At 60.8% G+C, this 18,278-nt stretch carries 15 protein-coding genes and 4 pseudogenes; 9 read left to right on the forward strand and 10 right to left on the reverse strand.

The window, feature by feature from the left end; genetic code table 11:
* Positions 1–135: 135 nt before the first annotated feature.
* The 6 genes from ABIE45_RS30380 to ABIE45_RS30405 form a co-directional block, all read right to left on the reverse strand.
* Positions 136–1,062, reverse strand: coding sequence for a HoxN/HupN/NixA family nickel/cobalt transporter (locus ABIE45_RS30380; RefSeq protein ID WP_373622917.1), 927 nt, complete (start codon positions 1,060–1,062; stop codon positions 136–138).
* A 418-nt stretch (positions 1,063–1,480) separates the two neighbouring features.
* Positions 1,481–1,795: a nitrile hydratase accessory protein gene (locus ABIE45_RS30385; protein ID WP_373622940.1), complete on the reverse strand. Its 315-nt coding sequence runs from the start codon at positions 1,793–1,795 to the stop codon at positions 1,481–1,483.
* Positions 1,796–1,806: 11 nt separating this feature from the next.
* Positions 1,807–2,430, reverse strand: a complete 624-nt coding sequence (gene nthA / locus ABIE45_RS30390) for a nitrile hydratase subunit alpha (RefSeq protein ID WP_192711798.1) — start codon at positions 2,428–2,430, stop codon at positions 1,807–1,809.
* A 10-nt stretch (positions 2,431–2,440) separates the two neighbouring features.
* Complete coding sequence (nthB, locus tag ABIE45_RS30395) at positions 2,441–3,175, reverse strand: nitrile hydratase subunit beta (RefSeq protein ID WP_192711799.1); 735 nt, start codon at positions 3,173–3,175, stop codon at positions 2,441–2,443.
* An 11-nt stretch (positions 3,176–3,186) separates the two neighbouring features.
* On the reverse strand, positions 3,187–3,534 hold the full coding sequence (locus tag ABIE45_RS30400; RefSeq protein ID WP_373622941.1) for a DUF1097 domain-containing protein: 348 nt from the start codon (positions 3,532–3,534) through the stop codon (positions 3,187–3,189).
* A 151-nt stretch (positions 3,535–3,685) separates the two neighbouring features.
* The gene (locus tag ABIE45_RS30405) at positions 3,686–4,693 is read right to left on the reverse strand and encodes a GTP-binding protein (RefSeq protein WP_192711788.1); all 1,008 of its coding nucleotides are present in this window, start codon (positions 4,691–4,693) and stop codon (positions 3,686–3,688) included.
* A 733-nt stretch (positions 4,694–5,426) separates the two neighbouring features.
* Here ABIE45_RS30405 and ABIE45_RS30410 point away from each other — a divergent pair.
* The 5 genes and pseudogenes from ABIE45_RS30410 to ABIE45_RS30430 form a co-directional block, all read left to right on the forward strand.
* Positions 5,427–5,666 carry a recombinase family protein gene (locus tag ABIE45_RS30410; RefSeq protein WP_192711787.1) on the forward strand — a complete coding sequence of 80 codons (240 nt, stop codon included), beginning with the start codon at positions 5,427–5,429 and terminating at the stop codon, positions 5,664–5,666.
* Positions 5,667–5,955: 289 nt separating this feature from the next.
* Entirely contained in the window at positions 5,956–6,342 is a 387-nt protein-coding gene (locus ABIE45_RS30415) for a transposase (RefSeq protein ID WP_192711790.1), read from the forward strand.
* On the forward strand, positions 6,339–6,686 hold the full coding sequence (gene tnpB / locus ABIE45_RS30420) for an IS66 family insertion sequence element accessory protein TnpB (protein ID WP_192711791.1): 348 nt from the start codon (positions 6,339–6,341) through the stop codon (positions 6,684–6,686). The genes ABIE45_RS30415 and tnpB overlap by 4 nt, the downstream gene beginning before the upstream one ends.
* Positions 6,687–6,743: 57 nt before the next feature.
* Positions 6,744–8,300 (forward strand): IS66 family transposase, encoded by a 1,557-nt coding sequence (locus ABIE45_RS30425; RefSeq protein WP_192711792.1) that lies wholly within the window; start codon positions 6,744–6,746, stop codon positions 8,298–8,300.
* A 217-nt stretch (positions 8,301–8,517) separates the two neighbouring features.
* Positions 8,518–8,658: pseudogene (locus tag ABIE45_RS30430) on the forward strand (IS3 family transposase); the annotation flags it as partial.
* A 268-nt stretch (positions 8,659–8,926) separates the two neighbouring features.
* Here ABIE45_RS30430 and ABIE45_RS30435 read toward each other — a convergent pair.
* Positions 8,927–9,234, reverse strand: a pseudogene (locus tag ABIE45_RS30435) (IS3 family transposase); the annotation flags it as partial.
* Here ABIE45_RS30435 and ABIE45_RS30440 point away from each other — a divergent pair.
* From ABIE45_RS30440 to ABIE45_RS30450, 3 genes and pseudogenes are all read left to right on the forward strand, one after another.
* Positions 9,227–9,877, forward strand: a complete 651-nt coding sequence (locus ABIE45_RS30440) for a transposase (protein ID WP_192711718.1) — start codon at positions 9,227–9,229, stop codon at positions 9,875–9,877. The pseudogene ABIE45_RS30435 and the gene ABIE45_RS30440 overlap by 8 nt on opposite strands.
* A 1,888-nt stretch (positions 9,878–11,765) precedes the next feature.
* A pseudogene (locus ABIE45_RS30445) lies at positions 11,766–12,089 on the forward strand (transposase); the annotation flags it as partial.
* Positions 12,090–12,379: 290 nt separating this feature from the next.
* Positions 12,380–12,763: a hypothetical protein gene (locus ABIE45_RS30450; RefSeq protein WP_192711713.1), complete on the forward strand. Its 384-nt coding sequence runs from the start codon at positions 12,380–12,382 to the stop codon at positions 12,761–12,763.
* Between the two features lie 54 nt (positions 12,764–12,817).
* Here the strand turns inward: ABIE45_RS30450 and ABIE45_RS30455 are convergent.
* The 3 genes from ABIE45_RS30455 to ABIE45_RS30465 form a co-directional block, all read right to left on the reverse strand.
* Positions 12,818–13,959, reverse strand: a protein-coding gene (locus ABIE45_RS30455) for an IS3 family transposase (protein ID WP_192711714.1) whose coding sequence is annotated in 2 segments (ribosomal slippage) — positions 12,818–13,692 and positions 13,692–13,959 — 1,143 coding nt in all. Because the reading frame shifts where the segments join, the coding sequence is not laid out codon by codon here.
* A gap of 450 nt (positions 13,960–14,409) precedes the next feature.
* Positions 14,410–15,252, reverse strand: a complete 843-nt coding sequence (locus ABIE45_RS30460) for an NAD(P)-dependent oxidoreductase (RefSeq protein ID WP_192711715.1) — start codon at positions 15,250–15,252, stop codon at positions 14,410–14,412.
* On the reverse strand, positions 15,236–16,861 hold the full coding sequence (locus ABIE45_RS30465) for an AMP-binding protein (protein WP_192711716.1): 1,626 nt from the start codon (positions 16,859–16,861) through the stop codon (positions 15,236–15,238). Before ABIE45_RS30465 ends, ABIE45_RS30460 begins: the two co-directional genes overlap by 17 nt.
* A 231-nt stretch (positions 16,862–17,092) precedes the next feature.
* On the opposite strand from ABIE45_RS30465, the pseudogene ABIE45_RS30470 reads away from it, so the two are divergent.
* A pseudogene (locus ABIE45_RS30470) lies at positions 17,093–18,265 on the forward strand (IS701 family transposase); the annotation flags it as partial.
* Between the last annotated feature and the right edge of the window lie 13 nt (positions 18,266–18,278).

Here is an 18,278-nt window from a genome sequence, read left to right on the forward strand (position 1 = left end):
GAATTTTGGTGAAAGCCGCGCCGATCATGAGCGGCCGGTTTGCTCCATATCAAATGCGAGCCGCTTGCGCTCGTTGCGCGCTCAGCAGCCTCATCGAGTGCACGATGTGAGCAGAACAGTTGCGACAACGACTTATCATTGAATATCTGCTGGCTGGACACCAGTACGTTCGAGATCGTGTAGGCGGTAGAACAGCCAGGATAGTAGCCAAGCCGCCGCGAATAGGCTTACGATCCCCAATCCAAGGGTGGCGATGTTGTCGTTGACCGTGTCGATCCACGTCCAAAACGGGCCCTTGAGAGCTAGCTTGCCGCCAATGAGGTCGAGTGCCTCCATCGTGCCGATCGCCAGCGCAAGAGAAACCGACAGCAAAGTGATGGTTAGGTTGTAGAATAGCCTGCGCATCGGTTGGACGTACGCCCAGCTGTAGGCACCGAGCATAAGTACGCCGTCGGTCGCGTCCACCAGCGTCATGCCGGCAGTGAAAAGGGCCGGTAAGACGAGGATCATCCATAGATCCGCTCCGTGCCCGGCCTGCGTGGCTGAGAGACCGAACAGGCTCACCTCTGTAGCGGTGTCGAAGCCGAGTGCGAATAGGAGGCCGAGTGGGTACATGTGCCACGAGCGCGTCACGAGCCGATACAGCGGTTGCAACAAGCGCGCGAGAAAGCCGTGGTGCGCGAGCAGCATGCCGAGATCCTCCTCGACATAGCGACCCGTGCGGCGAACTTCACGGAATGTGCGCCAAACGCCGGCGAGCATGACAAGGTTGATCAACCCGATTAAGATGAGGAACGCAGCCGAAACACTCGTGCTTATGAGGCCGCCCAAACCACGATAATCTTCGGAGCATATTAGGAAGCTTTTCGTCGCAAATATGACTATGAAAGCCGCTGCCACAACGACGGTCGAGTGGCCAAGCGCAAACCAGAAGCCCACGGTGACAGGCCGTTGACCGTCCTGCATGAGCTTGCGCGTGACGTTGTCGATCGCGGCAATGTGGTCTGGGTCGACCGCGTGGCGCAGACCGAGGACGTAGGCTAGGAGCGCGCCCGAGAGCATCTCGGGTTGACCTGAGAAGAGGTCGTATGCCCAAAGCCAAGCCGAGACATTACTGACGATTAAGACGAGATAAATTAGACCCACCTTGCGCCATACTGAGTCTGAAGTTCCCCTGTTAGGCAAAACGTTCAATATCACAGCCTTACTCCAGCCATCCGCACGCTCAGAACTTCGCCATTTCTGATTGTTCCTACTCCAGAAGTTGTCCGATCATTAGAGCTTCGATGCGGCAGTAACGCGTGTGCGTGTCCTGTCTCTTATGCAAAAGTTTAATTCGAAACTATCTTGTTTGTCGAGCAGAAGATTATACTTGATGGCGTTAGCGATAAGCGCAATCGACCAATTTTCGCCTATGGACAGGATTTGATAGTGCTAATTTGCTGCTGTGAAGGTCGGAAATTCGAATGTAAATATACGCTTATATTTCCGTTCTCCGGTGGTCAGGTATAACGCGCGCCAGCAGCACGCGTTCGAGAGCGTTCAGCCAGCACTCGTAGTAGTCCCAACCCGGGTCGTCGCGGGAATGGGACGCCTCCCAGGCCGCGATCTCCGCGATCAACGCCTGCCTGAAGTCCTCCCATTCGAAGTGGCCGTCCCGGGCAAGGGCCACGGCTAAACCGAACGCCTGCCGTTCCCAGGGCTGATGGAAGCAGAGGCTGCCGTTGGCACGGGGCGGCGTGTCGGGCTGGCCCATCATGCTCGCGACGGCGAAGTGCTCGAAGCTCGTCTGCACGACGGATGCCCTCACGCCGCTTCAGCTTGGGCGACGGCCACGCCCATCATCGCCTCCGGCGTGACCAGCTTCGCGAGGTCGTCCTCGCTCATACCCTGGGTCCCATCCGGCCGCTCCGGAACGACGAACCAGCGGATCTGGGCCGAGCTGTCCCAGGTGCGAATCTCCTTCGCGGGATCGACGTCCAGGCCGAACTCCTTGAGCACCGCCCGCGGCTCCCTGGCCGCGCGGGCACGGAAGGACGGGTCCTTGTACCAGTAGGGCGGCAGTCCCAGCACCGGCCAGGGATAGCAGGAGCACAGCGTGCAGATGATGAGGTTATGGACCTGCGGCGTGTTCGCGACGGCGCGCATGTGCTCGCCTTCCGCGCCAGCCGCCCCCGTGGGAAGGCCGAGCTGGGCGACAGCCGCCATCGTGTCGGTCACGAGAAGCGCCTTGAAGGCGTCATCGGTCCAGGCTCTCGCCACGAGCTTGGCGCCATTGAACGGCCCCATCTCGGTGGCGAAGGTCTGCATGACCTTGTCGACGGTCTGATCGGTGATCACGCCCTTCTCGATCAGCAGGGCCTCGAGCGCCCGCACGCGCGCCGCGTTGCGCGCTTCACGGTCCTGGGGATAGGCGAAGCGGTCGGTCATCGGTGATCCCTCACGCGGCGGCCCGGTCCTGGACCGGGCGTACGTAGGCGTCGAACAAGTCGGCGTAGATGAAGAAGCCGGGCTCGGCGTTGCCGGGCCAGAGGTGCTGCGGGTCGAACTTCACGCAGTAGACCGGCATGGCCGGGCCGATGCCGTCGGGTCCGGTCGAGCACAGGTAGCTGAACGCGTCGTCGTAGACGGTCTCGACGACCCCGACCTTGTTGCGCAGGTAGCCGGGCAGGCGGGTGTGCTCGACCGTTTGCGGGTCGGCGACCAGCACCGTGTCGCCCACGGAGAAGCGCGGCTTGTCCGCCCATTGGTGCCAGGGCGAGTCGCCGTCCATCAGGTACTTGTGGATGCGGTCGTCGACCTCCGGCGTACCGCCCGACGGCAGCGGCTTGGCCGGATCGGCGAGGTACTCGTCCGTGCGTGCGTCGAGCTCGGCCTGGGTGATGTATCCGTTGGCGACGAAGTAGCCCGAGATGCCGCCCAGCCATTTCTCGTAGTAGCGGTACTTGAAGTAGTCGAACGGGTTCATGGCCTCGGCGCCCTTGCGCAGGTCGGCCCAGGTCCAGACCGTGCGGAAGGTACTGGAGGTCTGCGGCAGGTTGAGCTGCGGGCTGAGCGCCATCATGGCGGTGTGGATGCCGAAGATCCGCTCCTCCCAGGGCTCGACGAAGACGCGCAGTTCGGGCTGGATGGGGTCGAGGCCTTCGAGGCCGCCGAGGGTGTGCTGGAGCTTCATGGAGCCTCCTTTCAACGGGCCGGCGCGGGGGCGCGGGGTCGTTCGGTCAGCATCTTCGCCAACATCTCGGAGACGATGCCGAAGAGGGCGCCGACCAGCATTGAGAACCCGGCCACGAGGGTTGGGTGTGTGAGCGCAGCGTCGAGCACGCCACGGCCGGTCGCCTGGGTCGTGCCCACCAGCGAGGCGAAGCCGAACACGATGGCCGGAGGATAGCCGAGGAAGCCGGCCGAGGCGGCGAGGATCATGAGGCCGCTGCCGAGCGCGGTGCCACCGCGATAGCAAGCAGGTACAGCCTGACAGTCACGACGCCGATCCAGTTCGCGCCCTTCTCCTCGGCCAGCTCTGGTACCCCGCACCGAAGGTGAAGAACAGTGCTCAGGCAATAGAGGTCACCTGGAGCGGACTCGTGAGCAGCGTGGCGGCCAAGCTGAGATTGATGACCCCCAGAACAGCGATGCCGGTAACCAGGGCGAGCACTGGTAGCAACATGTGATCATCTCCCGCTCGTTAGGCGGCCTGAGCCACGCCGCATTGCGCGATGCCGCGTTCGATCTCTCCGGTATCGAGATTGCGGCCGATGAATACGATCTCGCCACACCTCGGTTCGCCAGCGCGCCAGGGACGACCGGGTCGGCCATCGAGCGTCATGTGCACGCCGTGGAACACATAGCGGCGTGCCTCACCAACGAAGGGAACGACGCCTTTGATCCGCAGGATGTCAGCTCCCTTGCCCTGCACGAAGCGGTTCAGCCAGCGGAAGAACGTGGTTGGATCGAGATCCCCTTTCGGGCGAAGCGCGAAGCTCGTAATCGCATCGTCGTGCTCGTGATCCACATCCGACAGAAGTTCCGGCTCGATGGCAAGCGCGTTCTTGAGGTCAAAAGCGCCGATGCCGAGCACCTCGTTAGCCGGCACTGATCCGTCACGCATGCGACGGATGCGAGCCAGTGGGTTGAGGCGGCGCAACTCGGTCTCGCAGGCCAGGAGTTCCGACTCGTCGACCAGATCAATCTTATTCAAAAGGAGGAGATCAGCGAAAGCGATCTGTTCCTTTACGACGTTTTCTCCGCCTATTGCCTCAGCCCTCTCGCCCATGGACAACCAAAACGGGTTATGACGGGCATCGACCACAGTGACGAACGCGTCGAGTTCCGTCGATGCACGGAGCCCCTCATCGAGCATAAAGCTCTGGATGATAGGCGCCGGGTCGGCGAGGCCCGTGGTCTCGATGAGAATGCGCTGGACGGGCTTTGATCGCGAGAGAAGGCGCTCGACTGTTGTGACGAGATCGGCTCGGACCGTACAGCAGATGCAGCCGTTGTTGATTTCGATAACGTCCTCGTCGACGCCTACGACCAACTGGCCGTCGATGCCGACCGCGCCGAACTCGTTGACGATGACGGCTGTGCCCTCAGCGTTTTCCTGAGAGAGGAGGTGATTGAGGAGGGTGGTCTTGCCTGAGCCCAAAAAGCCCGTGAGCACCGTGACGGGAATCTTTCCTGTCATGATCGCCATGCGCCCCCTTGGTCGTGAAGTGCTTCGATGCCGCAAAGGTTAGGACACACTCTTCCTCCTCGTACAGTTCGAGTTCGCGACGAAATCTGCCATTCGAGACGCAAATTCGGACATCCTGGCGGTTTTGCGCCTCGAATAGGTATCTGCCGCTTGCATTTGCGCTGAGAGATGATCATCCGGTAGGGGCGATGGAAGAATTGATCTGCTTCATTGATCTCGTTCCTCGTTCGGACGCGGGCCCCCTGTCCAAAGTAACGGTCAATGACCGTCACTGTCGGCCGCCATAGAGACAGCGGGCGTAGGGAACCGTCAGGGATCATAGCATGGAGGTGTCTTAAGACGGCGCTGGAGCGCGCACCGCATTGTGTCAGTGGAATCGAAGCCGCAGTGGTGAGTCATTTGTGGCAAGATCATGAGCCCAGGCACTATGAGGCCGACTGCAGCTTCCATGCGATATTCCTCGACGAACCTTGTGGAGGCGATTTGGAATGAGAATAGAGAGTGGCTTATGCCGCAAAAAGCCCACATTTATACTAACTTATGACATCTGATTGCCGATGTCTGATCTTTCTCGAGCTTAACAATTAAACTTGGGAGTAGCTATGGTGAGTATCATAAAAAGATTTAACCACGGAGCAAAAAGCTGCACAGTTCTAATCGACAGTATTTAAAAAGGCATTGTGATCAACTTTGCGACAGCTTGGTCCACGATGCATAACCCGAAATTGTTCGCATGACAGAAGCGCGAAAAACAAATTTGGAAGTTGCCAGCGCCCTTGGGCTTGCTGCGCGAAACGCCAAAGCCGAAGCATTCGTCAGCAGCATCCTACCGGTCATTGCCCGCATTCGTGCCAGCGGGCTTGCGACAAACGCCGACATCGCAGCTGAGCTAAACGCTCGCCAAGTCCGCACCCCACGTGGCGGTCAGTGGAGTGCAATCAAGGTTCAACAAGTGCTGGCGCGGGCCGTCTGAGGCAGCCCCCCCCCCGACGATCGGAAAGGATCTCACGCTTATGAAAGCGTGTGCCTGCGGCTGCCTCTAGGGTGAGCTCAAACCACCTGCACCGCGCCGAGCGCGTCGAGCTGATTACCGCGATCGAAGTAGCCCCCGAAATGACCGGACAGGGGCTCATGCTTGTGGAAGTGTGTGCCTATGACCGACCATATGGTGAGTTCTAACGTAAGCGCTCGTTGGCAGGCGCCTTGCGGGATAAGATCCTGGACCTGGATACAGTGCTGTCGCGAAGGCCTGTATCCGCCCTATGTCTGGACCTACGATCTCGCCCCATATCGTCGTAGCCGGCACGCGTCGCTCGTGGACGCGTGAGGAAAAGCGAGCGATCCTCGATGAGGCAGAGAGCACCACCGCGTCGATCTCGTCCGTGGCACGCCGCCATGGCCTGACGCCATCGCTGCTCTTTCGCTGGCGACGCGAGGCCTGGGATGAGGAGCGGGCGGCGGCCCTGCCGGTTCCGCCTCCCTTCGTTCCGCTCGCACTGCCGGCACCGGTGGGGCTGCCGACCCGTGACCAGGGTGCGCCGGGTGGCGCCATCGAGGTGGAACTGGTCGGCGGGCATCGGCTCCGTGCCGAGGCCGGTGCCGATCCCGCCTTGGTGCGGGATCTTCTCGCGGCGCTGCTGGATCGATGATCCCCGTTCCCTCGGGCTCGCGCGTGTGGCTGGCCACCGGCCACACGGACATGAGGAAGGGCTTCGACGGGCTCGCCGCGCTGGTGCAGGACCACCTGCACCATGATCCGTTCTCCGGTCAGGCCTTCGTCTTCCGCGGCCGTGCGGGGCGGCTGATCAAGGTCCTGTGGTGGGACGGCCAGGGCCTGTGCCTGTTCTCGAAGCGGCTGGAGAAGGGCCGTTTCGTCTGGCCGGGGACTGCAGGGGCCGCGGCGGCGCTCACACCGGCTCAGCTGGCGATGCTGCTGGAGGGGATTGACTGGCGGGCGCCCGAGCGCACGGACCGGCCGCGCATCGCGGGCTGAGGGCGGCCGCGCCCGAAGGAGCTGGCGAAGCCATCGTGGACAAGCTAAGCTATTGGTATGGCTCTCGATCCTGCCTCGTTGCCGGATGATGTGGATGCGCTCAAACGCATGATCATCGGCATGGCGAAGGACGCCGTTCATGCCAACACGCTGATCGAGAAGCTGCGCAGCGAACTCGCCAGGTTGAAGCGGGCGCAGTTCGGTGTCTCGTCCGAGAAGTTGCAAGCCCGCGTCGAGCAGCTCGAACTCGCCATCGAGGCCCTGGAGGTCGACGAGGCCGAGCGTCTTGCAGCGGCTCCGGTCGTCGCCGAGGCGGTCGAGGCGGCAAGCCGGAGGCCAGCACGCCGCCCCCTGCCGGATCATCTGCCGCGCGAGACCGTCGCTCATCCCGGCCCCTGCGCCTGCCCAGCGTGCGGCGGTGGCCTACGCCGGATTGGCGAGGACGTGACGGAGAGCCTCGACTACGTGCCGGGCCGCTTCAAGGTGGTGCGGCACCTGCGCGAGGCCTTCTCCTGCCGGTCCTGCGAGAGCGTGGTGCAGACCCCCGCGCCCTACCACGCCATCGCGCGCGGCCGTGCAGGCCCCGGGCTGCTCGCGCACATCGCCGTGGCCAAGTTCGATGATCACCTGCCTCTGTATCGTCAGGCGGAGATCTATGCGCGGGACGGCGTCACGTTGCAGACCTCGACCCTATCCGACTGGATGGGCGCGACTGCCGCCGCGCTGGCCCCTCTGGTCGATCAGCTTCGCGAGGAGGTGATTGCCGGCTCGGACGTCCTGCACGGCGACGATACGACGGTGCCGATCCTGGCGCCCGGCGCGGGCAAGACGAAAACCGGTCGGCTTTGGGCGTATGTGCGTGACGAGCGTCCTCATGGCGGGGTGCGTCCGCCGGCGGCCGTGTTCTTCGCCTCGCCGGACCGGAAGGGGGAGCGCCCGCTCACGCATCTGGCGGCGTTCTCCGGCGTGCTTCAGGCGGATGGCTACGCTGGCTTCAACGGGCTCTACGAGGCCCGTCGCCCGGGCGGCGCGTTGATCGAGGCGGCGTGCTGGGCTCACACGCGGCGCAAGTTCTTCGACGTTCATGCCAGGACCGGTTCGGCGGTCGCCTTCGAGGCTCTGGAACGGATCGGCGTGATCTACGAGGTCGAGCGATCCGTCAGCGGCAAGCCTCCCGACGAGCGCTTGCGGCAGCGCCAAGCTCGATCACGACCGCTCGCAGCGGCCTTGAAGTCCTGGGCTGAGACGATCCTGCCGCAGCTCTCCGGCGGCTCCGATCTCGCCAAGGCGTTCCGTTACATGCTGGTGCGCTGGACGGCGCTGACCCGCGTCTTCGACGACGGCCGGATCGCGCTCGACAACAACCCGGCCGAGCGGGCGCTGCGGTCCGTCGCGATCGGGCGCAAGAACTACCTGTTCGCCGGCTCGGCGCGCGGCGCCGAGCGAGCCGCGGCGTTCTACACCCTGATCGAGACGGCCAAGCTCAACGCGCTCGACCCGGAGGCCTATCTGCACGACGTGCTCACCCGCCTCGCCGATCATCCAGCCAAACGCCTGGCCGAACTCCTGCCCTGGAACTGGTCGCCGGTCGCCGCTGGTGCTCAGGCCGCCTGATCAACCGGGCCCCTCGCCGAGCGCTTACGTTCTAACGACCCGCCCCGCGCCGAAGGCGTCGAGGTAATCACCTCGGTCCAGCGGCGGCGGCACTGGACCACGCAGGAGAAGGTGCGCCTCGTCGAGCAGACCTATCTGCTCGGCCGATCCGTCTCGCTCGTCGCCCGCCGCTACGGGCTTCTGCGGGCAGGCCGCGCGGGATGGGCGGCCTGCGCCGAACGCCAAGGGGGTTTACCGGGTCATGAAGGTGCACGCCCTCCTGCTCCAGCGACATGCGGAGGGAGCCGAGACGCGCCGTCACGAGGGCAAGGTGGCGGTGGCCGTGCGCAACACACGCTGGTGCTCAGACGGGCTGGAAAACCCTCTCAGCAGAGCCGTGAGGGCGTGAGAGCCACGACCCTGTAGACAATACTCGGGTCTCCTGCCTGGATCGACATTTCGTGTTGAGGACGGTGAAGATTAGGGTGGCACGTGCATCGGCTGGATCCTGTGGCAGCTCAGGCCGAGAGTTCTTCCGGATCGGTAGGAGCCGCCTGGATCGACGTCGACGACAAGCACACCGCGGGCGCATGTTCGCGGACGGAGACCTGTTGCCTAGCCAGCCATCCTTCCTCGCTACGTAGGACGTTGTCCACCCGTAGGCTTATCGGCTGACCTCGGAGCTTCACCGGTGCGTCCAGGGCCTCGGTCACTTGGAAGGCGCGGACGTCGGCTCTCGGTATAGCGAGAGCGCCTCTCGCGTATGGCAATCGACCACCGTCAGGGCCCGGAACGGACGTCCGTCGAACAGGCGATCGGACATGCAGTCCACGGCCCAAACCTCGTTTGGACCGCCGATCGCGGGCCGCCCTTTCGGGTAGTGCTAAGCCCGGTTGCGCTTGGGTTGCTTGGGCCGGATCGACGGTCCCTCGTCCCGGTAGGTGCGCTTGTGGTTCTGGCTGCGCCAGGACGCGCTGCCCTCTTGGCAGCGACGCCGCACCGTGCCGACAATCCTCGACCCCTACCGCGATCATCTCGAGGCGCGCTGGCAGGCTGGCTGCCGCAACGCCGCCGAATTCGCCCGCGGGCTGATCCGCGCGGGGGCCGACATCCGTCCGCGGGTGGTGCGGAATTGGGCGATGAGGCGGCGTCGCGCGAGCACAGACGTGCTGGACGCCACGCCCGGCTCGATGAGCCCGCCGCCCTGGCGGCCCCCGTCGATCAACCGGACGGCGCGGCTTCTGCAGGCGGACCCGAGCACACTCGTTTCGGGCGATCGCCACTTCCTCGACCGCCTGCCGGTGGAGGCACCCGATCTGGCGAAGAGCGTCGCCGTCGCGACGCGCTTTGCCGACGTTGCGCAACGGCGCTCGGGCGAGAGTCCGGAGGCTTGGCTCACGGCGGCGGCCGCGACATCGCTGGCGAAGTTCGCCGTGGGCCTCGAGCGCGACAGGGACGCGTTACACGGCACGATCACGACGCCCTGGTCGACGAGCCCGGTGGAGGGGCTGATTGGCAGGCTGAAGATGCTCAAACGCACGGTGTTCGGCCGCGCGGGATTCGTGCTCTTGCGCCAGCGCGCCCTCACCGCGATCTGACCTCGCGTCTCGCGCCACATGAAGTGCGGAAGAACCTGAATACTCCCTGATTGTGGGCATCGGAAATCCCTGGTCGGCACCCGGGCCAGAGAACTCGCAGGGCACCCCGCACTCTCAGGCTTATTCATCCTGCGCCACCATGCCTGCCAATATGTATCGGCCGGGAGCGACGAGAATGATCCTGCGGGGAGAACCCCTCATGATTCGCGACCTGCTCCACCGGGGTCTGTCGATCACCGCCATTGCCAGCTAGAACGGGCGTGACCCATAGACCGTCCGCGGATACACGGATACAATCATTCGCTTTTCTTCTGGAACGTAAGTGAATCCCGGAGCGCAAGAAAGATCGTGCCTGGAATTGCCGCGGCCACCAATATAATCATGAGTAATATAAGTAGTAAGCTCGGAGTTTCTGCCCAAGTATCGAGTCGGTCCTGATCCCAGATCAAACTTCGAGTTCGTTCACTTGACATATCATTTAACGATACTGGCGATTCATTGCGGCCATCGCTAGTATTCGGGGGCTTGACGTTTCGGGGGACTAAATCAGCGTTGTGCACACGTCACCTCTGCAATCATCAACGTTTGAGTGGGAAGATCGCGAAACCGTTTCTACTGTTGTGCGGAAGAATATCATTCATAACACAATCTACATACTGAATTAATTCAGAACAGCCCGGGTGCTTTTTAGTTGTAATAGTTCCACCTGGAATAACTCAACAATGATTTTACGGACAAGATTTTAGATACGATAGTATACGATCAGCTTTTTGATAGTCCGATCTCATATACGACAATTGTCTGGCGACACTGAAACAGGTCCAATACATATTTATAAAAACAATCAAGTGCTTATAAGCTACCACAACGCATATTTAAAGACCGAAAACATACAACTGGTTTACGATGTACTTAATTATTGGATAGCGCGTTTAATTGAACTCGTGCTTCACGATTCTAATCCGAACGTTCGCTGATATCACCTGGGAGACCCACAAGGCTTTTAGCATCTGAATGGCTGCAATTTGGCTTCTATTCCCGGTTCAATCGTCAGAATAAAATAATTAATTTCGATCATCGCTGTTAATTGTCACTGCTTCGACAGGCTATCTGATGTAGTCGTTTATTATCTAGCAAGGCCATACTTGAATTTATACACAATAATATTGAAATGATACATTGAAGGTTGTGGCTGTAATTTATAATTCTGCAAATGCCTTTTGCGCGACGGTATAGAAGACCGAGAATTTGCCATGAGTAACTTGGCTATCAATCCAAAATAGAGTGTAAAAAATTGATCGTAAATTTAGATCTGCGTTATTTCGCAAATACGGTAAACGTTAATTCGTTGAGGGTAGCAGTTGATTTTGACATGCGATCACGAGCCATCTTTTAGATCTGATTCAGAGGTAGATTGTGCTTCGTCTACCAACGCAACACGATATCAGCGCCGAGCTACAGGCTTGTTTCACTTTTCTGCCCAATCAGTTACAGTTGAAACAAAAAAGGTGTCGACATTGATCGCGGCAAAACCGGCGTCAAATAGATAGACGTCGAATTATTATTCATTGTGCAAAGTAAAATTATCCCGACCGGAGGTGTGCCTTAGGGATGCAGATGATCTTCACATTTTCGGCCGGTCGAAGAGCTTCAGGTGATCCCCTATCAAACCGAGCAATTGGTGCTTGTGATGCCCCCGGATTCTTAGCCAATTTGGCCGGTGATCTCTGCATACCAAAGCATTCAGGCTTACGCTTGCGCGCCTTGCCAAAAGTTTCATCCTTAAGCCCCTGGTCTACCGGCGCTCTCCACGAGCCACACGAAGGCAAATTTGCTGGTTCGATCAATGGCTACGAACAGCCTGAACTTGCCTTTAGCCGTGCTCACTGCATGGCGCAGGAAAGAGACCCTTCTGACCTCTGTTCCTGGTGTTGGGCTGACGATCGCACGAACCCTGATCGCGGATCTGCCCGAGCTTGGAAGCCTCAACGGAAAGCAAGTCGCCGCACTGGTCGGCCTGGCCCCCTGGACGCGGCAATCCGGTCAGTGGCACGGGAGAAGCTTTATCGCGGGCGGTCGCGCGCCTGTCCGCACGGCGCTGTTCATGGGTGCTCTGGTGGCCAGCCGTCACAACGCCACGCTGAAAACCTTCCGTGACCGGCTCATCGCGGCCAGTAAGCCCAAGCTCGTCGCCCTGATCGCCATCGCTTGAAAGCTGATCACGATCCTCAACGCCATCTTGAGAGACGGAAAGCTATGGCAAACCGCTTGACCGACAAGACAGTCGCTCAATCGGCTCGGTCCAAAATACCGGTCAGGTCACTACACCACGTCGAGCAAAGGGCGACCTGGGATCCACTATCTCAGCCGCGCGGGTAGAGCATCATCCAAATAGGGGGAGTGTTCCGGAGCACGTCGCGATGTGATGTGTGGTGCTTAACCATGTCTCGCACCGTCACTGCCGATGAGATTATGCGGCGTAGGTGCTGGAGGGTTTTCACCATGTTGACTCGCACCATCGTCAACCATGCCGCCATAGTCTTCCTGATTGCCGCCTGGGCCGCTCCGTCCTTAGCACAGCCCGCCGCCAATGGCGGGCCCAAGATCTTGATCCACGGCAACTACTGCGGTCCGGGCAACAATGCTCCCTTGCCGCCGATCGACGCTCTTGATGCAGCTTGTGCTCACCACGACGCCTGCACGCCGGATGTCGGACTGCCCTCGAAGGCCTGCAACCTTCGGCTGGAACGCGAGGCGGAGGCGGTTGCTCGTGATCCGCGTCAACCGGATGACGTCCGCTCCCTAGCCGGCTTCGTAGCCTCCTTTGCCGCCTCCAATCCATCGAGTGTGGCTCCGCCAGTTCGTACGGCGAGGTTCGGTCGATAAAAAGCTGACGGTCAACTGACCTGACCGGTATTTTGGACCGAGCCGAGTGAGAGGCTACTGCATGGCCGCTGCCATGGGTAGCCGGAAGGCCAGATCCGGGAAGCTGACAGGCGCGGGCGGCCGATTGCCAAGCAACGAATGCGGTCGGACGCGGTTGTAGGTAGATTGCCATAGACCAATCACGATCTGCGCCTCCTTCAGCGAGTAGAAGATCTCTTGGCGTAGGCACTCGTCGCGCAGCTTGCCGTTGAAGCTCTCACAGTACCCGTTCTCCCACGGCGAGCCGGGTGCGATGTACTGGATCTGCGGCCCCGTCTTGGCGACCCATTTGCGCAGCGCCTTCGAGATCATCTCGGGGCCGTTATCGCAGCGGATCTGCTCCGGGATGCCGTGCAGGCACATGGCGTCGGCCAGCGCCTCGATCACACCGACGCTGTTGATCCGCCGCGCCACCTTCAGCGCCAGGCATGTCCGGCTGTGCTCGTCGATCAGCGTCAGGATGCGCAGGCTCCGCCCGTCGTATGTCTGCGCCTGCACGAAGTCGAAGCTCCACACATGGTTGCGGCGGAGCGGCCGTAGTCGCACGCATGAGCCGTCGTTCAGCCAGAGACGGCTGCGCGGCCGGTGCTTCTGGGGGACCTTCAGCCCCTCGCGACGCCAGATGCGCTGAACCCGATCCTTGCCCACCTGCCAGCCGTCTGCCTGCAGCAGAGCCGTGACGCGGCGATAGCCATAGCGCCCGTACTCGGACGCCAGGGCGATGATGGCCTGGGTCAGCGCATCCTCGTCGGCCGGCAGTATGGGCACGTAGCGCTGCGTGCCGCGGTGCTGACCGACGATCCGGCAGGCGTGACGTTCCGAGAGGCCGTACTTCTCCCGGATGCCATCGACCGCCTGCCGGCGCCGCTCGGGGGCTACAAGTTTCCCGAGGCGACGTCCGCCAGTACCTGCTTTTCCAACGACAGGTCCGCCACGAGCCGCCGCAACCGAGCGTTCTCGCGCTCCAGGTCCTTCATCTTCCTGGCCTGGTCGACTTGGAGGCCGCCGTACTCCTTGCGCCAGCGGTAATAGCTCTGCTCGGAGATCTCCGCCTCCTTGCACGCCAGCGCCAAGCTCTTGCCTTGGGCCGTCTGCACCTCGATCTGGCGCAGCTTCAGCACCACCTGCTCCGCGCTCGTCTTCTGACCTCGCCGCATGTCCGACTCCTCTGGTCCTGGCTGATCCTCTCAATCAGCTCGGTCCGAAGCCAGCCGGTCAGGTCACGTCTCGTCTTTGCCATCCGACACCTTCCCCACTCAGCATGAGCGTATCAGAGGTGTCCGCGAAGCCGAGGGAGGATCAGTCGCAGCGACTCTCGCGGTCGCGGACAACGCGCCGATGCGCTGCTTGGTCTGCCGCGCCGTCGTCGACCGGAGCAGCAGTGCCGATTTGAGCGAGGCTGAGAACATCACGCTCTGCCATCCGGGGTCTCTTACATAGGATCTTCAGTCTTCAACTGAAATCATAACCAGACAGAGATTTAAATTGCGTCAAACAGCAGCGCATCCATGTCGTAAACAATCGTTTTAGGTGTCAAGTACAAGTTGCTTGCGGGCACTGTGATCTAGGATCCAAATTTTAGCTATCGGCTATATGATGTCTGGTCGTCAGTCATTGCGATTAACTCCTTCAGGCTCGCGGACAAAAAGGTCTAATGCTAAATCCACCCCGAGTGTCGTGGCATATTTATCGAAGTTTCTGAGTCCAGCCGCACGCAAAACATCCTCGTCGATGAAGAAATTTCCGGTGCAAGCGCGGGCAGGTTGAACGAGCACTGCGTGAGCGGCGTCGGCCATGATTTCAGGCCAACGACAGGCCGATTGTGGCATGCCTAATAACCGGCTCGCAGCCGTCTCAATCATCGTCTGCGGCCAGAGCGCATTCACGGCAACGCCATCGCCGTGGAACTCCTCGGCGAAACCAAGCACTGTCATGCTCATAGCGTATTTCGATACCGTGTAGGCGCAATGCTCGCCGAACCAAGTCGGAACCAAATCAAGCGGCGGCGACATTGTCAGAATGTGCGGGTTGGCGGACCGCCTCAGGTGTGGCAAGCACGCGCGAGTGACCGCAAAAGTACCCCGGACGTTGATGTCAAACATCAAATCGAATCGCGACATAGGTAAATTGAGGGTTGTAGAAAGATCGAGTGCGCTCGCGTTATTGATGACGATGTCGATGCCGCCAAAACGCTCCACCGTGTCCCGAACCGCTTTTGCGATCTCGTCGTCCCGGCGGATATCGACGGGGATCGGTAGGGCTTCGCCACCGGCATCGACTATCTCACTTGCGACGGTGTGGATCGTGCCGGGGAGTGTCGGATGTGGTTTATCTGTCTTGGCTACAATCGCAATGCGCGCTCCGTCGGCGGCCGCGCGAAGCGCGATGGCACGGCCGATACCGCGGCTTGCACCAGTTATGAACAGCGTCTTGTTAACGAGGGTCTTCATCTGCTTTCCAGCCCTCCTCAAGGTAGCTTTCCCGGAGAATAAACTTCTGAACCTTCCCAGAAGCTGTTAACGGAAGGTCATCGACAAAGCGCCAGATGCGTGGGACCTTGTAGCCAGCAAGACGCGCCCGGCAGAATGCCTGGAGCGCAGTTTGGTCCGCCTTAGACTCAGATGCGGATCGGATAAAAGCTACAACAACTTCGCCCCAGTCAGAGTCGGGCACGCCTATCACGGCCACGTCGGCCACGGATGGATGCTCGAACAATACGTCCTCGATTTCGCGCGGGTAGATATTCTCGCCTCCACGTATGATCATGTCCTTGAGGCGGCCTTGCACCCGGCAGTAGCCATACGCATCGAGACTGCCAAGGTCGCCGGTATGAAGCCAGCCCTCCGAATCGATCGCTTTTCTTGTGGCATCTGGCTGATTAAAGTAGTCTTTCATGACCGAGTAACCGCGGGCGCAAATTTCGCCTATTTCACCAATCCGTAGCAAAGCACCATCGCTTGGTCGAATGATCTTTATCTCAGTTCCGGCCATCGGTGGTCCGACAGTCGAACTCCAATCAGGGTGTGGATCATCAGGGACAGTGTGCGTCAGATAAGGAGAGGCTTCTGTCTGCCCAAAGCCAATGGCCACTTTGATGCCAAGTGATTCCGCTCGTCGGATGAGTTCGGGTGCCACCGGAGCTCCGCCGAGCGTGGATAGGCGCCACGACGAAAGATCGCGCGGCGCCTCGCCTTGCCGATCAAGAACACGGCCGAGCATCGTGGGCACGCTGAGCATTACGGTCCCATGCTCTCGTTCGAAGAGATCTAGGACAAGGTCGGCGTCAAAGATGCGGGCTAATACCAGACGACCGCCAGTCTGGAGTGCGCCGAGCGTTGCCAATCCACATCCAGCGGTGTGGAACAGCGGCATCGGATTAATCCATGTGTCATCGGAATTTGCGCCAATAGTTCCAGCGTAGATGTGCGCGTTGTTGACGAGATTTCGATGCGTGAGACGGGCCCCTTTTGGGGAGCCGGTTGTGCCAGACGTGTACTGAATTTGTGCAACATTGTTCGATGTTACTGTGGGTAATTCGTTATCGGCAGCTTCTGACAAAAATTCTGACCATTTGGATAGCGGAATGACATGCTTTAACAAAGGAATTTGCGCGCGTATGCGCTCAATAGCGCTTCGAAGATTTCTGTTGCGGAAGACATCCTGAACAAAAACGCCTTTGGTTCGACTATTATTGAGAACAAAAGCTAGTTCTTCGTCGAGGTTGGCGGGATTAATAGTGACGAGCGTTAGACCTGCCAAGGCAGCGCCGAATTCGAGAAATATCCACTCTGGTCGGTTGGCGGCCCAGACCGCGACGTGGTCGCCGGGCGCAAATCGGGCGAGTAGTGCGCGAGCTGTACGTTCAGCGTGTTCCAGTAAAGTAGCGAATGTCCATTGTTGACCGGCGCTGTCGGACGGACCTCCGTCGATGAGTGCCACGCGGTTCGGCCAGCTTCTGGCCGCATTTTGAAGTGCTTCACCTATCGTATGATCAATCGCGGCTTCGATCGGCCCACGGGCATAGGCTTCTTCGGTCCTGGGCGAAACCCGCGCTTTCATGCGTTAGACCCCCATGGCGCAGCGTGTGTTTGAAAGTGCCTGAACGATCTCAGACGGCCGCCGCCTTCAGTCCTAAACATACGGTCCGATTCGAACTATGTCTCTTGACGAATCCGTGAACGCGCTCGGCACCGAGCTTCGTCGCAGTCCTGTCTCGTGCCTCGTCCTCGGCCTAGCATTACAGTTGCAGGCGTTGGCTCCCATCTGAGAGGTTTCGGATCGGAGAGCGCGATGTCCTCAGCCTCGCTCGAGTCCACGCTGGAGCTCTGGTCCACGACGCTGCGGCAGGCCAAGCAGCGCATCCGCCCGCTGTTTGCCGCCCCGAGTGTCGCCGCCTCCGCCAACGCCTTCTTGGACGGCCTGCTCGGCGGTGAGCGGCGCAAGACCGGCTGGATGCGCGCCGAGGCTGCCCGCGATCCGGGTCCCTGGCGCCAGCAGGCCATCCTCGGTCGCACGCACTGGGATGCGGAGGCGCTGCGCGACGTGGTGCGCGACGATGTCCTCGAGACGTTCGCCTCGCCCGACGCGGTTCTCGTGGTCGACGAGACCGGTTTTCTCAAACAGGGCAAAGCCTCGTGCGGTGTGGGCCGGCAGTACACGGGCTCGGCCGGTAAGATCACCAACTGCCAGATCGGGGTGTTGGCCGCCTACGTCTCGGATCAGGGCCACGCCTTCATCGACCGTAACCTGTACTTGCCCAAAGCCTGGACCGGCGATCAGGCCCGAAGGCAAGCGGCGCATGTGCCCGAGGCGATCACGTTTGCCACCAAGCCGCAGCTGGCGCTGACCATGATCGAGCGGGCCATCCAGGCAGAGGTGCCGTTCGCGTGGGTAGCCGCCGACAGCATCTACGGCGTGGGTGAGATCAAGATGGCGCTGCGGCGGGCCTATAAGGGCTACGTGCTCGGCGTCACCGGTCAGCATCGTGTCTGGTCTTGGGACGCACACCTAGACGTCGCGGGCACTGCCGAGGAGATCGCCAAGGGCATCCCCGACCAGGACTGGCTGCGCCTCTCGGCCGGAGCCGGCACCAAGGGACCGCGCCTGTTCGACTGGGCCTATCTACCGCTGGCCACGCTCCGGGCCGACACGCTCGACGCCGCGCTCGATCAGAGCTTGTGGACACGTGGCCTGCTGGTGCGGCGCAGCCTGTCGGATGGGGCGCTCGCGTATTTCACCACCTGGTGCCCGGCCGGCACGCCGGTCGAGACGCTGGTGATAGTAGAGGGCCGCCGATGGGCGATCGAGGACGCGTTCGAGACTGCCAAGACGGAACTCGGGCTGGCCCACAACGAGAGCCGCTCGTGGCACGGCTGGCACCGGCATGTCAGCTTGGTGATGCTGGCCTTCGCGATGCTGGCGCGGGTGCGCCGGCTGGCCAACGGGCCGCCCCCAAAACGACGCTCATCGCCAAGCT

This window comes from Methylobacterium sp. OAE515 (assembly GCF_041806315.1).
Taxonomy (GTDB): Bacteria; Pseudomonadota; Alphaproteobacteria; order Rhizobiales; family Beijerinckiaceae; genus Methylobacterium; species Methylobacterium tardum.